This is a genomic window from Halioglobus maricola (assembly GCF_009388985.1).
Classification (GTDB): Bacteria; Pseudomonadota; Gammaproteobacteria; order Pseudomonadales; family Halieaceae; genus Halioglobus; species Halioglobus maricola.
The window spans coordinates 443,740-457,500 of the sequence record NZ_CP036422.1; the positions used below are offsets into that span (position 1 = coordinate 443,740).

The window sequence follows — 13,761 nt, forward strand, 5'->3', positions numbered from 1 at the left end:
TTCGGAGTTGCTTTTGCACGCCCCTGTTTTGTTTTCCCGCCTGGCGCTTGGCGCATCGATTCTGGTGATAGCTGCTTGCGGCACTAATCCTTACTCGTTGCCCACCATCGAGAGCAGCGAGCCCAGCTATGAGGAGCCCTCGGCACCGAGCGAGCCTGCGCAGGATCGCGAACCTGCGCCAGACAAGGAGGCTGCGACCGGTGGCCACAATGTGCTGATCGACAGGGCAATCGACGTTCGTGCCCAGGGTGATTACGATCGGGCATTGGGCTATTTACAGCGCGCACAGCGCATTGATCCGGACGATGCGGAAATCTATCTTGAGCTGGCGCGGACGCATTCTGCGATGGGCAATGAGCCCCAGGCCAAGGCGGTGGCGGAGCGAGGTTTGCTGTACTGTTCTGGCAAGTCGCAGTGCAGTGCCCTGAAGGGCTTGGCGAACTGAGCGTTCAGTCCAGGCAGACCACTTCAAAGCCGTCGTCCCGCGGTTCGAAAACCAGCTGCTGATTGATGCAGGCAGGCATTTCGCCCACTGAATGGCTGACGAAGATCACCTGTGTATCTGAGTTCGCCGCAATGTGGTCGATGGCTTGAAGTAGCTGCTTGCGATGAGGGCCGTCCATGCCCAGCGTGGGCTCATCCAGGAGCAAAATTGCGGGTGACTTGACCATGGCGCGAGCCAATAACACGACCCGCTGCATGCCGAAGGAAAGTGCGTCGAAGGATTCCCGTGCGAACTCACTCAGGCCCAGAGCAGCCAGCCACTGTTCCGCCGTGGCCCGTTGGTCGTCCCCCCAGTCGTCGTAGAGGCCGACCGAGTCGAAGAAGCCGGAGATCACGACCTCCAGTGCTTTCATGCCCTGGGCGAAGTTCAGGTGTAGTTGATTGTCCAACTGGCCATACTTCTGCTTGATATCCCAGATGCTCTCGCCCGAGCCGCGCAGAATGCCGAACAGCGTGATGTCCTGGCCATAGGCCTTGTGATTGTCGCCCGTGACGAGGCTTAGCAGGGTGCTTTTACCACAGCCATTGGGCCCGGAGACAGCGCAGTGTTGGCCGCGTCCAAACGTCCAGTGCACATTTTTCAGTACCTGCAGATCGCCATAGCTCACATTAACACCGCGTAATTGCAGTAGTGGCGTGCCCGCATCGATTGTGTAGGGACGGGGTGCCGGCGGCGGGAGCTCTGCCAGCGCCGGCAGTGTCGGGTTCATGAGTTGGTCCACAACGGGGTTGGCCAGCACGGTACTTTTTTCGCCACAGCTCGCCACCTTGCCGCCATCGAGGACGAGAACATGTGAGGTGGCAGGAGGCAGGTCTGCCAGCTGGCGGCAGAGCACCAGGACCTGCAGTTGCGAGCCTGGCGAGTGCATGAGCTCGTCCAGCACGGCCCGCAGTTCCCGCTGGGTTGCGCGATCCAGGCCATCCAGTGGGCTGTCGAGAATCAGTAGCGCCGGTTCGCTCAGAATCGCGGCAACCAACAGGCTCTTGCGCATTTCGCCGGTGGAAATGTAGCGCAGACCGCGGTCGAGAATATGGGTGATTCCCAGGCGCTCCACCCAGTCATGGAAACCCGGTGATTCCGCTCTGCCAGCGAGAATCAGGTTTCTGACCAGGGTGCCTGGGTCGCTAGCATCGGCACGGGTCTCTGAGTCGTCGAGTTTTTTGTCGCGCTCGATCAGGGCCCGGGTTTGCTCAAAGCACACATAGGCCACACCTTGCTGCAGTAGCGCCGGAGATCGTTCAAATTGTCCCGAGTAGTGTTTGGCCTGGCCGCTCAGAATCCTGGCGAGACTGGTCTTGCCGCTGCCGTTGGGGCCCAGCACTGCCCACTGTTCGCCGGGCAATAGCTGCCAATTGATATCTTGCAGGGCAGGAAGGGCGCGGTACACCAGTTGAACCTGGTGAAGCGACAAGATGGGCGTTGCAGACATCGATGTTCCTTATTGGCCGGCCTTGTGTCTAACGGTTGGGGCTGGCTTAATCCGTGCGGGAATAGCTGGAGTTAACAGTGTCTGTACCACTGCTGCAAATAATTGAGACGGGGCTTGCGGGCCACCGGCCTTCTCGCCCCTGGCTGCGACGCCTGCGCAAGCGCTCCGCCGTTGCCCTGGTTCTCCAGGTGCGCGAGGGCGAGCTGCACATTTTAATGATCAAGCGGGCGGAAAGGGAAGGGGATCCCTGGTCGGGTCACATGGCTTTCCCCGGCGGGCGGATGGACAAAGCTGACGCCCACGGTTTCGCCGTCGCAGTGCGTGAGACAGAAGAAGAAGTCGGGCTGCAGCTGGAGCCTACGGACCGCTGTATTGGTCGGCTCTCGGATATCAACACCCGCCCTGGCAGGGGAGCTCTGGGCATGATCGTCAGCGCCTTTGTGTTCCGCCTGGAGCGGGAAGTTGAATTGAGGCCCAATTACGAGGTCGCCGAAGTTGTGTGGGTGCCGCTGGAATTTCTGCTCGATCCTGACAACCGCGAGAAAATGGTTTGGCCGTACAAGGGCATGGAAATCCCTATGCCCTGCTACATGTATGAGGGCCGGCGTATCTGGGGCCTGTCGCTGATGATGTTGGATGAATTGATGGATTTGGTGGAGGGCGATAACCCCAGGCGCGAGCGCTGGCGCAGGCGCTAGCGCTATTCTTCGTCGCCTCGCAGGAAGGCGCGAGTGTTGAGCCTGAGCTCACGCAGGGCGGGGTCCTCCCGGCTCGCGGCGAGCAGCGCATCACTGCTCACGTCACCCGCGACATAGGCCGCGATTAACTCAAGCAACACCGGCGTCATTTTCGGCTCGTGATCCCAACGCGGTGCGTCTACCAGGTTGCCGGTCACTGCATCGCCTTCCCATTTTAGCCAGTAGCCACCGCAGTTTGAAATTGCGTAGTCATCAATGCGGCCATAGCTGTAGTTGGGGGTGTTGGGGTTGAAGCCGCCCGACACTTTGGATTCGATTTTATCCAGGGCCATGACCCAGCGGCTGCCCAGCGGGAAGGTACCCAGCTCAGGACGGCAATATTCCTCGTACTCCAGCCACACTCTGAGCTCTACTGGAGGCAGTGTGCCTCGCAGCAACTGGAGAGCGTCAAGGTCGATGGAGTTGCCCTTGATGGCAATGACCTCTGCTGCGACCACCAGGTCGGTCTCCGCCTGGACATCATCGAAGGAACCCTGCCACAGACACTCGCACTCGGCGTGACTGACGCCAGGCGCCAGCGCCAGCGCGACGCTGAGTAGAATCCGCCAGATCACTGCAGTGCCCGAGCAGCTTCCAGTGCGAAGTAGGTGAGAATGCCGTCGCAGCCGGCGCGTTTGAAGGCCAGCAGAGATTCCAGCATGACCGGTTCGCGCGCCAGCCAGCCCTGGGTAAAGGCGGCCTGGTGCATCGCGTATTCGCCGCTCACCTGGTAGGCAAATGTGGGGGCCTTGAGTTCGTCTTTGACTCTGCGGGCAATGTCCAGATACGGCATACCCGGCTTGACCATGATCATGTCGGCGCCTTCGCGCAGGTCCAGCGCGCATTCGTGCAGGGCCTCGTCTGAATTCGCTGGGTCCATCTGGTAGCTGAACTTGTTGCCACCCTTAATGTTGCCGGCTGAGCCAACGGCGTCGCGGAAGGGGCCATAGTAGCTCGACGCGTACTTCGCGGCGTAGGCCATGATCAGCGTGTTGGGATGGGATGCCTCCTCCAGCGCAGAGCGGATGGCGCCGATGCGCCCGTCCATCATGTCGGAAGGAGCGACGACATCCGCGCCTGCTGCCGCGTGGGACAGGGCCTGCTGTACCAGTACTTCGCTGGTCACGTCGTTGAGCACGTAGGCGGCTTCGTCGATGATGCCGTCCTGGCCGTGGGTGGTGTAGGGGTCCAGCGCCACATCGGTGATGATGCCCATATCGGGCAGGGCATCTTTCAGCGATTTCACTGTGCGCTGCACGAGGCCGTCAGGGTTGTAGGCCTCTTCGGCCATCAGCGATTTTTGCTCTGGCCCTACCACCGGGAACAGGGCGAGCGCCGGTACGCCCAGGCTGTGTAGTTCTTTCGCCTGCGCCAGCAGTAGATCCGCGCTGAGTCGCTCGATACCGGGCATGGAGGGGATGGCTTCGCGCTCGCCGCTGCCTTCGAGCACAAATACCGGGAAAATCAGGTCCGCCGGGGTGAGCAGGTTTTCCCGCACCAGCTCGCGCGAAAAGGCGTTGGCGCGCAGTCGGCGCAGTCGGGTCTGGGGAAAGGGGCCGCGTTGGCTTGTGAATGACATGGGTTGCTCCGGTGTGGGTCGGCGCCGTTACAGGGCCGCAAAGGCGCCGCGAGCGGCGTCTACGGTGGCGTCGATGTCGGCGTCGGTATGAGCGCTGGACATAAAGCCTGCTTCGTACGATGCCGGTGCCAGATAAACGCCGGCCTCAAGCATCAGGTGGAAGAAGCGGTTGAAGGCTTCTGTGTCACAGGCCATGACCTGGCGGTAGTTCTCAATCTGGCTGGCGTTGGTGAAAAAGCCGCCGAACATCGTGCCGCGATGGTTGGTGGTGAAGGCGACGCCCGCGCGGTCGGCCGCGTCCTGCAGGCCCGCACAGAGATTTTCCGTGCGCGCAAACAGGGGCTCATAAAAGCCATCGGCAGAAATAATGTCGAGCGTGGCGAGTCCCGCTGCCATGGCGATCGGGTTACCGGACAAGGTGCCGGCCTGGTAAACCGGTCCCAGCGGCGCTATCTGTTCCATGATTTCCCGCTTGCCGCCAAAGGCACCCACCGGCATGCCGCCACCGATGACCTTGCCGAGTGTAGTGAGGTCGGCCTCCACGCCGAAATAGCCCTGCGCGCCCTCAAGGCCGAAGCGGAAACCGGTCATTACCTCATCCAGGATCAGGACGGCGCCACTGGCATCACAACATTCGCGCAGTGTCTCCAGGAAGCCGGGGGCGGGCGGTATGCAGTTCATATTGCCGGCCACCGGTTCAACGATGACGCAGGCGATGCTGTCGCCGTGTTCTGCGAAGGCAGCCCGAACGCCCTCAGGGTCGTTGTAATTCAGGGTCATGGTGTGGTCGGCGAGAGCGGCGGGTACCCCGGGGGAGCTGGGTACGCCCATGGTGAGAGCGCCGGAGCCGGCTTTAACCAGCAGTGAATCCGAGTGGCCGTGGTAGCAGCCCTCAAACTTCACGATCGTATCGCGCCCGGTATAGCCCCGTGCCAGTCGAATTGCGCTCATGGTGGCTTCGGTGCCGGAGTTCACCATGCGCACCATGTCCATGCCGGGCATGATGGCGCAAATACGGTCGGCGAGTTCTATCTCCAGCTCGGTGGGGGCTCCAAAGCTCAGGCCCTTTTCACTTTGCTTGATAACGGCCTCGCGCACAGCCGGGTGATTGTGGCCCATCAGCATGGGCCCCCAGGACAGTACGTAATCGATGTAGGCCTTGCCCTCACAGTCGTAGACCCTGGCGCCATCACTTCGCTCGATGAAAATCGGGGTGCCACCGACAGCCTTGAAGGCGCGCACCGGGGAGTTCACGCCCCCGGGGATGTGCTGGCAGGCGCGATCGAAAAGTTCTGTTGAGCTGCTCATTTGGCGGTGGTTCCTTGGTCGTATCTGGCTGGGAGGGGAATTATCCGGTGTTGGGGGGATAATATCCACCAGGCTCAGAAGGGTTTTAGTACAGCGAGGATAATCATGATGAACAAGAATATGACCGGTATTTCGTTGAACCAGCGGTAGAACACATGACTGTGTTCGTCACTGTGATTCATGATCGCTTTCAGGTAGCGGCCACACTGGAAATGGTAGAGCACCAGCGCCACCATGCAGGCCAATTTTAGCCACATCCAACCCGCCTGCAGATAGTAGCCGGGGTTAGTGGCGAGCAGGCCGACCCCCAGCAGGATGACCAGCACCATAAACGGAGTGACGAATCGGTACAGGCGGTGCGCCATGCCCGCGAGTATTTCCCGGCTTTCCGGGCTTTGAGCGGCGGCATAGTTCACAAAAATCCGCGGCAGGTAGAACAGGCCGGCAAACCAGCAGACCACAAAAATCAGGTGTAAGGCTTTCATCCACAACACGGCGTCATTCTCCTTTTCCTAGAGCCGGCCCAGGGTAAATTTTTCGATCGCTTCACGGGTGACGACACCGTGCAGAATACGCTTACCCGAGGCGCGGCTGCGTTCATAAATGCAGGCGATCTCTGCGGTGTCGGCAGTGATACTGTCCAGGGCCTGGCGCAAGCTCGCCTGCACCGGAACGGCCGAGGTTGTCCAGCGGCGGATATCGGCGTCAGTGATGTCAACCGGGTCTGCGGAGGCGTTTTGCTCCAGCCACGTCAGCAATTCGGCACCCTGCACCAGGTAAAGATCCTCGCCTTCGCGGTTCACCAGGCACCAGGCTGGGCTGAACTCGAGCAGTGGCACTTTATCCTCGTCGGTCAATACGGCTGGTACGCGCACTGCGCGGTTGTCCATGATGGCGGCAACGTGGGTACTGTGCAGCAATTGATTGAGGGGGTCATCAGGCACGTTGCGGCGCAGTTGCTTGAGCACGGTCTGGTGAATCGAGCGCTGGCGAAACAGGCCGGTGCTGGTGAGGGTGGCGGTGACAATCGCCAGCATAGCCGGCATCCCGATGCCAATGGAGTGGGTGAGCTCAATGACTGCGAGCAGGGCTGCCAGTGGCGCATTCAGCGCCGCCGCCATGCATGCGCCCATACCGAGCACGATGTAGAGCACTGGATCGGAGGCGTGCTCTGGGATGAACTGCACCCCGATCATACCCAGGGTGCCGCCAATGCAGGCGCCGATTAGCAGGTTGGGGCCGATGATGCCCAGAGGCATCCCCGCGCCGGCGCTGACGGCCGTGGCGACCAGCTTGGCAATGGCGACAAGCGCCAGGGTAATCAGTGCCAGTTCGCTGTGGAGGGCATCGTCGAGAGTGTCGTAGCCGATGCCGAGGATCTGGGGCATGAACAGGGCCAGGCAACCCGTAACCAGCCCCGCCAGGGCAAAGCGGACGATCACATTCCAGTGCGCGAGTCTGGCGGTCGCCCGCGATATCTGGATGAATGCCACAACGGCCAGCCCGCAGCAGAAACCGAGGAAAATGACGTAGGGGATTTCCAGCAGCGAGTTTAGCTGGAGTTCGGGGATGGCAAACACCGCCCCACCGGTGAGCAGGGTCCGGCTGACGGCGGAAGCCGACACTGCGGCGAGTATGACCGGGATAAAGCCCACCACCGTGTACTCTGCAATGATGACTTCCATGGCGAAGATGATGCCCGCCAGCGGGGTATTGAACGCGGCGGCGATGCCCCCGGCGGCGCCGCAGGCAATGAGCACGCGCAGGCTGTTGTTGGGCAGCCCCAGCCGCTGGCCCAGCACGCTGTTGATGGCACCACCGAGATGTACGCCGGGGCCCTCGCGGCCGCCAGACTGACCACTGGCCAGAGCGAAGGCGCCGGCAAAAAACTGGACCAGGGCGTTGCGCAAGGGCAGTACGCCGTAGTGGGTGTGCATTCTGCTGAGCACGTGGACGATCCCGGTCTCGCGGTCTTCGGGCTTCAGGAAGTGGTAGCAGATGCCCAGGATGAGCGCGCCCGCCACAGGCAGGGCAAAGTGCATATAGCGCGGCAGCGCCTCGAAACCGTCGCCGCTCTCACCCACGCCCCAGAGGGCTGCCAACTGGCCTATCGCCAGTTCAAAGGCCAGCACCACGAGCCCCGACGCAAGACCGCCGACGATGCCGAGCACCGAGTAGGCGAGTACCGACTCATAATTGGACAAATGATGGCGATATTCACCGATGAGTTTACGCACAGTCTCGAGACAATCCGGTTTCAAAAAAACGAATATTACCAGTTAATAGCGTCGGCATTGCTTCTATAATGATCGGCCGTCCAGCCAGGGCCGCCTGGCGTGGCTGGATTAGCGGTGTTTTTGAGAAATAGAGGAATCTGGGAAATGGTCAGGGTAGGCATTGTAGGTGGTACCGGTTATACGGGCGTTGAGTTACTGCGTCTGTTGGCAACGCATCCGGAGGCGGAGGTAGTGTGCATTACCTCTCGCGCCGAGAGCGGCCGCCGCGTGGACGACCTCTATCCCAATTTGCGTGGTCACTATGACCTTGCCTTCTCTGAACCGGATGTCGCGACTCTGGCCGCCTGTGATGTCGTATTTTTTGCGACGCCCCACAATGTGGCCATGAATATGGTGCCTGAGCTGCTCGCAGCGGGGGCCCGCATTGTCGACCTGTCTGCCGACTACCGTATTCACGACGCGGCGCTCTGGTCCCAGTGGTATGGCGAACCCCACGCCAGCCCGGAGGTTCTGCCGCAAGCCGTTTATGGCCTGCCCGAGGTCAATCGCGAGGCAATCGCCTCGGCGACCCTGGTAGCTTGCCCTGGCTGCTACCCCACCTCGGTCCAACTCGGCCTGATTCCGCTGCTCGCCAAGGGGCTGGTGGACCCGCAGCACCTGATCGCCAGTTCGGCGTCCGGAGTCAGCGGTGCCGGCCGGCAGGGCAAGGTGGATAATATATTCCCCGAAGTCGCCGACAGCTTTAAGGCTTACGGCGTCGCTGGTCACCGCCACTTGCCTGAAATTGAGCAGGGGCTGGGCGATGCGGCCGGCGAGGCGGTGCGGCTGACGTTTGTGCCGCACCTCCTGCCCATGATTCGCGGAATTCACTCGACCCTGTTTGCCACGTTGCGCGCACCAGCGGGCGACCTGCAGGCGCTGTACGAGGAGTGGTATGCCGACGAACCCTTTGTCGATGTGCTGCCCCAGGGTGTTTTCCCCCAGACCCGGACGGTCAAAGGTGCCAATCGCTGCCAGTTGGGTATTCAGATCCCGCAGGACAGGGACACCGTGGTAGTAATGGCCGCCATTGATAACCTGGTCAAAGGTGCCTCCGGTCAGGCCGTGCAAAATATGAACATCATGCTCGGCCTGCCCGAGGAGATGGGCTTGCAGCAGGTTGGGCTGCTGCCCTGATAACGCTGTGAGCATTTCGAAAGATAGCCGACGCCGCTATCGCCGCTTGCAGGTGGTGGTGGCTACGTTGCTGGTGGGGGTGGTGCTCCTGGCTGGGTTTTATCTGGGACAGCGCGCGGCCTACAGCGGTATGGGCCTTGATCCAGCGCTGTATCAGGCCCTGAAGAAGGAAGTCCCGGCCCTGCAGGGCGAGCTTGCACAAGTACAGGGAGAGCTCGATGTGCAGGCAGCTCGCCATGAGATGGACCAGCAGGCGCTGGAGCTTGTCCGTCAGGAACTGGCCGCCCAGAAAGAGCATATAGCGACCCTCGAAGAGGGGCTGCGTTTTTACAAGAGCCTGATGGCGCCCGGGGAGATCGCCCAGGGCCTGAGTTTGCGCTCGCCTGAATTGGTCGCAATGGAAAAGGAGCGTCAATATACCTTTCGCATTGTTGCCCAGCAGGAGGCGCGCAAGCACTCGCTGCTAAAAGGCCACTTATCGGTGGAGCTCGATGGTCTCCTCGAGGGTGAAGATGTAAGCTATCCGCTATCGGAATTGAGTGCCGATGTAGACGCAGGCAAGATTGCTCTGCGTTTCCGGTACTTTCAGTCAATCGAAGGACAGCTGACCCTGCCCGAGGGCTTTGAACCCTCCCAATTGCGCCTGGTGGCAACCGCCACATCGCCGCGCAAGGCAGAGGTAAGGGAAGCGTTTCCCTGGCAGGTTCAAGCGAGGTTTACCCATGTGGGGAAATAAAAGAACGAAATTTAGCGCATCAGCGGGCACGACGCTGGTGGCCAGGGATACGACAGTCGTTGGCGATATGCACTTCAGCGGCTGCCTTGAAATCGAGGGCGTTGTCCAGGGTAACCTGGTGGCGGATGAGGGCAGTAAGGCCGAGGTCAGTATCGCGGACGGCGGGCGAGTGGAAGGTGAAATCCGGGCCCCGATCGTGGTGATCAACGGTGTCATTGAGGGCGACGTCTACTCTACAGAACGCCTTGAGCTTGCGCCTCGCGGGCGCGTGCACGGTAATGTCCACTACGCGCTGCTGGAAATGGAGGCAGGTTCAGAGGTCAATGGCAGCCTGACCCATAAGGCGGCGGACGAGCAGCAGGCACCCGCGCAGCTGGATCACTCTGTAGAAGTCACCGAGCTGGGTGAGAGCCCCGCGGCGAAGGCTGAATCACCCTCCATGGCTAAAGTTGACTGATTTAGTCGGATTTACGATAATAGCGGTCGTTTTTTAACCCCCGGCGGGTCCCACAAGCAATGTCTGTAGCAGCTGCATTTAATCCCTCGAGCATCAACCTCACTGCCAATGCCGTGCGTAAAGTACAGCAACTGGTGACCGAGGAAGAAAACTCCGCGCTCAAACTGCGGGTGTATATCACCGGCGGTGGCTGCTCGGGTTTCCAGTACGGATTTTCCTTCGATGAGGATGCAGCTGAAGATGACACTGCCATTACCGAGGAAGGCGTCACCCTGCTGGTCGATCCTATGAGCTTCCAGTATCTGGTCGGCTCCACCGTCGACTACACCGAGGGCCTTGAGGGCTCGCGCTTCATTATCGAAAACCCCAATGCGTCAACCACCTGTGGTTGCGGCGCGTCCTTCTCGATTTAGGGGGCGGCAGTTTGATTAAAGCCCGGCAGTGCCTGATTGTGCTGCTGGGCTTTTTTATGGCCGGTGCATTAGCCGCAGTAGCGAGCGCCGAAGAGCGCGAGGTGGTGCGCTATGTCTCCGAGATCGAACTCGAGACCGAGGCTGACCTGGGCGAGTTGCTGGGGCGCGCTGAAAACCTGTTTACCGCCGGTGAGTTACCGCAGGAGGAGGGCGCAGCCCTGACATTGGTGCTGCACGGCCCGGTGTTGCGCAGTCTGATGCGCGAAAACTATGCGGGAAGCAAACCGGTGGTGGACCAGGCTGCCAGTCTGAGTGCCCTGGGTGTGGTTCAGTTCAAGGCCTGCCGGTCCTGGATGGGTAGCAATGGGGTCGACGAAGAGAGCCTGCAACCTTTCGTGACAACCGTGTCCTATGGGCCGGGCGAGGTACAGCGCCTGGTTCGCGAACAGGGCTACATCTACTTCTAGGGTTCAAGCCGCCGGGAAAATACCGCCGAGAATCCTCGGTCCGGCCGCGCCGGTCACGCGGGTGGCGTTGCCACTCATGTTGTTCATGGTGCGGTAGGCCAGCCATGCAAACAGAGCGGCCTCGACCCAGTCCGGATCAATGCCCAGTGCAGTCGTGTCGGCAATCGCCGCACCCGGAAGCGCGCACCCCAGTCTGCGTAACAGCTCCCGGTTGTGGGCGCCGCCACCGCAGACAAACACCTCCGCAGTGTCCGCTTGTTCAGCGCTGATGGCGCCGGCAATCGTCCGAGCGGTCAACTCACACAGGGTCGCCTGTACATCTGCCGCTGGCACATCGGCCCCGGGCAGCAGTTGCTCCAGCCAGGCAAGGTTGAAGGTTTCTTTGCCTGTGCTACGAGCGCCGCGCAGGTTGAAATAGTCATCGCTCATCAGTGCACTGAGCAGTGCATCATTCACTGAGCCGCTTGCCGCCCAGGCGCCGTCGGCGTCGTAGTGCCCGCCGCAGTGCCTGGCGTGCCAGTGATCCATCAGGGTGTTACCCGGCCCGGTATCAAAGCCCGCGATCAATTCCCTGCCCTGCAGCAGGCTCACATTGGCGATGCCGCCTATATTGACGATCGCGCGCGTGGTGCCCTCGGCACCAAAGGCCTGGGCGTGGAAAGCGGGCGCCAGGGGTGCGCCCTCGCCGCCGGCAGCCATATCACGGCGCCGAAAATCCGCCACGGTGGTGATGCCGGTGAGTTCTGCAATCGTATTTGGGTCGCCGATCTGCAGCGTAAACGATGTTGCACCGTGGCCCGCCGAGGGCGGCCGGTGGCGCAGGGTCTGACCGTGGCTGCCAATAGCGATGATGTCGCTGGCTGAAAGCTGCGCTTGTTTCAGGGTTTGCATGCTCGCGCGGGCAAAAAGAGCGCCGAGTTCCCGATCGAGGCGGCCGAGGCGCTCAATTTCATTGGCGCCGTCGTGGCTGAGTTCATGAATGCGTTGGCGCAGCTCGGCAGGTATTGCTTCGGCGTGGGTGTGGAGCAGGGACACGCCGCCCTGCTGGCAGCGCACAATGGCTGCGTCGATGGCGTCCATGCTGGTGCCGGACATCAGGCCCAGATACAAGCCCTCGGCCATCGTGTCAGCCCCGGTCAGGATTAGCCCCGGCGAGCGCGAGCTGGGTGTCCGTGTCGGCCTGCAGTTGAGCCAGTTGCTGGGCAGCGGGCTCAATGGCGGCGAGGAAGCGTGGCATCTCCGCGGCTGGCAGTGATTTCGCCTTGGGCAGCTTCTTGTGAATGGTGCGTGGGTTGCGGTGTACGCCGTTCATCAGGAATTCATAGTGCAGGTGTGGGCCCGTGGCGGCACCGGTGGACCCCACGGTGCCGATAACCTGGCCCTGGGATACGCGCTGCCCGGTCTTGGCGCGGCGCTTGTGCAGGTGCAGATACTTGGTTTCGAACTGCTCGCCGTGCTGGATGAAGACATAGTTGCCATTGGCTTTGCTGTAGCCGGCCTTGCGCACCCGGCCGTCACCGGCGGCGTAGACCGGGGTGCCCGTGGGTGCGGCATAGTCCGTGCCGCGGTGTGGTCGCGCGGTCTTGTAGATGGGGTGGATCCGGCGCGGGTTGAAGTTCGAGCTGATGCGGGTGAAATCAACCGGCGCCAGCAGAAAGGCCTTGCGCATGCTGACACCCTTCTCGTTGTAGTAACCGGCGTCGCCATTGCTGTCGACATAGCGGTAGGCGGTATAGAGCTTGCCCTGGTTGTTGTAGGACGCAGCGATGATGTCACCATCGTCGTATTTCACGCCGTCGAGCTGGTGCTCCTGAAACACCAGGTTCATGGTGTCGCCCTTGCGCGGGTCGCCCACGAAATCGATAACACCGCCAAAGATGTTGGCCATTTCCATGATGGTGGTCTGCGACAGGCCTGCTTCCTGTCCCGCCATAAACAAAGAGGAGGTGATCACACCCGAGGCGGTAGATTGCACGATATCTGTCTGGCGCGTCTGGATCTCACTGACGAAGCTGTCGTTCTCAAGCCGATAAACCACCGTCTCAAGCTGTGACTTCACGAACTTGACCGAGGCAAGGCCGCCGTCTTCGCCTGCCTGGAAGGCGATGGTCTGGCCCGGATGGATCCTGGCAAGACCCTTGCCGTGTTCGGGTTCAGTGACCACGCGATGCACGTCTCGTTTGGTATAGCCGGCGCGTTCGAAGATCAGTGACAGGTTGTCGCCGCTGCGCACGGTTTCTTCAATCCAGGGTGGCTGCGCTGGCGCGGTGGGTTCGGCGAAAGTGTCGACTGGGGCGGCGGGGATAGGTTCCGCTGCTACAGCCTCGGTGAGGGTGTCTGTTACGACCGGGGCCTCTGCAACGGTAGCGGCATCATCGCCACTCAGGCCGAGTGCGACCGCAATACAGCCGACAGCGACGAGCCCGATCGCGACATGCCCTCGCTTCACTGCAATAGTAGGCAGTGTCAGCTGGGCAAGCGGTGATTGTTGTCCGCGAATCGCCGTAGCGCCCCGCGGCCGCTTTACTCCTGGCATGGTCGGTCAGAATTTCCAGTTATATAGAGAGGTCAGTATATAAAATAATCAAGCACTTCTATAGGGAAGAGTACCGGAAGCTTGCATTTAAAGGGGGGTGTTGTATGGTTGGCGGCCATTTTTTGTCCACCCTGTTTTTTGCAGCTTTTACGAGATTGAGAACGCCCCATGAGTAGTGCAC

At 60.9% G+C, this 13,761-nt stretch carries 16 protein-coding genes (1 of these 16 only partly in view); 8 read left to right on the forward strand and 8 right to left on the reverse strand.

The window, feature by feature from the left end; genetic code table 11:
* The first annotated feature begins 13 nt into the window (after positions 1–13).
* Complete coding sequence (locus EY643_RS01910) at positions 14–445, forward strand: tetratricopeptide repeat protein (RefSeq protein ID WP_170287242.1); 432 nt, start codon at positions 14–16, stop codon at positions 443–445.
* Positions 446–449: 4 nt separating this feature from the next.
* Here EY643_RS01910 and EY643_RS01915 read toward each other — a convergent pair whose 3' ends face one another.
* Positions 450–1,934 carry an ATP-binding cassette domain-containing protein gene (locus tag EY643_RS01915; RefSeq protein WP_152660622.1) on the reverse strand — a complete coding sequence of 495 codons (1,485 nt, stop codon included), beginning with the start codon at positions 1,932–1,934 and terminating at the stop codon, positions 450–452.
* 77 nt (positions 1,935–2,011) lie between these two features.
* On the opposite strand from EY643_RS01915, the gene EY643_RS01920 reads away from it, so the two are divergent.
* Positions 2,012–2,632, forward strand: coding sequence for an NUDIX hydrolase (locus EY643_RS01920; protein ID WP_240732795.1), 621 nt, complete (start codon positions 2,012–2,014; stop codon positions 2,630–2,632).
* A 2-nt stretch (positions 2,633–2,634) separates the two neighbouring features.
* Here the strand turns inward: EY643_RS01920 and EY643_RS01925 are convergent, their stop codons facing one another.
* The 5 genes from EY643_RS01925 to EY643_RS01945 form a co-directional block, all read right to left on the reverse strand.
* Positions 2,635–3,246 (reverse strand): delta-aminolevulinic acid dehydratase, encoded by a 612-nt coding sequence (locus EY643_RS01925; RefSeq protein WP_152660623.1) that lies wholly within the window; start codon positions 3,244–3,246, stop codon positions 2,635–2,637.
* Positions 3,243–4,250, reverse strand: coding sequence for a porphobilinogen synthase (gene hemB, locus EY643_RS01930; protein WP_152660624.1), 1,008 nt, complete (start codon positions 4,248–4,250; stop codon positions 3,243–3,245). The genes EY643_RS01925 and hemB overlap by 4 nt, the downstream gene beginning before the upstream one ends.
* A gap of 27 nt (positions 4,251–4,277) precedes the next feature.
* Positions 4,278–5,558 (reverse strand): glutamate-1-semialdehyde 2,1-aminomutase, encoded by a 1,281-nt coding sequence (hemL, locus tag EY643_RS01935; protein ID WP_152660625.1) that lies wholly within the window; start codon positions 5,556–5,558, stop codon positions 4,278–4,280.
* Between the two features lie 74 nt (positions 5,559–5,632).
* Entirely contained in the window at positions 5,633–6,052 is a 420-nt protein-coding gene (locus tag EY643_RS01940; RefSeq protein WP_152660626.1) for a CopD family protein, read from the reverse strand.
* Positions 6,053–6,070: 18 nt separating this feature from the next.
* Positions 6,071–7,795, reverse strand: a complete 1,725-nt coding sequence (locus tag EY643_RS01945) for a chloride channel protein (RefSeq protein WP_152660627.1) — start codon at positions 7,793–7,795, stop codon at positions 6,071–6,073.
* 144 nt (positions 7,796–7,939) lie between these two features.
* Between EY643_RS01945 and argC the strand changes: the two genes are divergently transcribed.
* Genes argC through EY643_RS01970 form a run of 5 tightly spaced genes read left to right on the forward strand, consistent with a single transcriptional unit; the run spans position 7,940 to position 11,044 of the window.
* A complete protein-coding gene (gene argC, locus EY643_RS01950; protein ID WP_152660628.1) occupies positions 7,940–8,971 on the forward strand; it encodes an N-acetyl-gamma-glutamyl-phosphate reductase in 1,032 nt (343 codons plus the stop codon).
* 7 nt (positions 8,972–8,978) lie between these two features.
* Positions 8,979–9,707: a DUF6776 family protein gene (locus EY643_RS01955; protein ID WP_152660629.1), complete on the forward strand. Its 729-nt coding sequence runs from the start codon at positions 8,979–8,981 to the stop codon at positions 9,705–9,707.
* Positions 9,694–10,164, forward strand: a complete 471-nt coding sequence (locus tag EY643_RS01960; protein ID WP_152660630.1) for a bactofilin family protein — start codon at positions 9,694–9,696, stop codon at positions 10,162–10,164. The genes EY643_RS01955 and EY643_RS01960 overlap by 14 nt, the downstream gene beginning before the upstream one ends.
* 59 nt (positions 10,165–10,223) lie before the next feature.
* Positions 10,224–10,577 (forward strand): iron-sulfur cluster insertion protein ErpA, encoded by a 354-nt coding sequence (gene erpA, locus EY643_RS01965; protein WP_152660631.1) that lies wholly within the window; start codon positions 10,224–10,226, stop codon positions 10,575–10,577.
* Positions 10,578–10,588: 11 nt separating this feature from the next.
* Positions 10,589–11,044 carry a DsrE family protein gene (locus EY643_RS01970; protein ID WP_152660632.1) on the forward strand — a complete coding sequence of 152 codons (456 nt, stop codon included), beginning with the start codon at positions 10,589–10,591 and terminating at the stop codon, positions 11,042–11,044.
* 3 nt (positions 11,045–11,047) lie between these two features.
* On the opposite strand, the gene EY643_RS01975 is transcribed toward EY643_RS01970, so the two are convergent.
* Together EY643_RS01975 and EY643_RS01980 are read right to left on the reverse strand one after the other, a co-directional pair.
* Positions 11,048–12,166, reverse strand: coding sequence for an anhydro-N-acetylmuramic acid kinase (locus EY643_RS01975; protein ID WP_152660633.1), 1,119 nt, complete (start codon positions 12,164–12,166; stop codon positions 11,048–11,050).
* Between the two features lie 4 nt (positions 12,167–12,170).
* Positions 12,171–13,580, reverse strand: coding sequence for a peptidoglycan DD-metalloendopeptidase family protein (locus EY643_RS01980; protein ID WP_152660634.1), 1,410 nt, complete (start codon positions 13,578–13,580; stop codon positions 12,171–12,173).
* A 168-nt stretch (positions 13,581–13,748) separates the two neighbouring features.
* Between EY643_RS01980 and tyrS the strand changes: the two genes are divergently transcribed.
* A protein-coding gene (tyrS, locus tag EY643_RS01985; RefSeq protein ID WP_152660635.1) for a tyrosine--tRNA ligase crosses the window boundary here: on the forward strand, positions 13,749–13,761 show its start. The gene runs 1,283 nt beyond the window's last position; 13 of the gene's 1,296 nt are visible here — the first part of the coding sequence; the start codon lies at positions 13,749–13,751; its stop codon lies beyond the right edge, outside the window.

Bases quoted from the DNA above. Each gene is read 5' to 3' on its own strand.
- erpA (WP_152660631.1), top strand. From the start codon at position 10,224: ATGTCTGTAGCAGCTGCATTTAATCCCTCGAGCATCAACCTCACTGCC.
- argC (WP_152660628.1), top strand. From the start codon at position 7,940: ATGGTCAGGGTAGGCATTGTAGGTGGTACCGGTTATACGGGCGTTGAG.
- EY643_RS01960 (WP_152660630.1), top strand. From the start codon at position 9,694: ATGTGGGGAAATAAAAGAACGAAATTTAGCGCATCAGCGGGCACGACG.
- EY643_RS01915 (WP_152660622.1), bottom strand. From the start codon at position 1,934: ATGTCTGCAACGCCCATCTTGTCGCTTCACCAGGTTCAACTGGTGTAC.
- hemB (WP_152660624.1), bottom strand. From the start codon at position 4,250: ATGTCATTCACAAGCCAACGCGGCCCCTTTCCCCAGACCCGACTGCGC.
- EY643_RS01980 (WP_152660634.1), bottom strand. From the start codon at position 13,580: ATGCCAGGAGTAAAGCGGCCGCGGGGCGCTACGGCGATTCGCGGACAA.
- hemL (WP_152660625.1), bottom strand. From the start codon at position 5,558: ATGAGCAGCTCAACAGAACTTTTCGATCGCGCCTGCCAGCACATCCCC.
- EY643_RS01975 (WP_152660633.1), bottom strand. From the start codon at position 12,166: ATGGCCGAGGGCTTGTATCTGGGCCTGATGTCCGGCACCAGCATGGAC.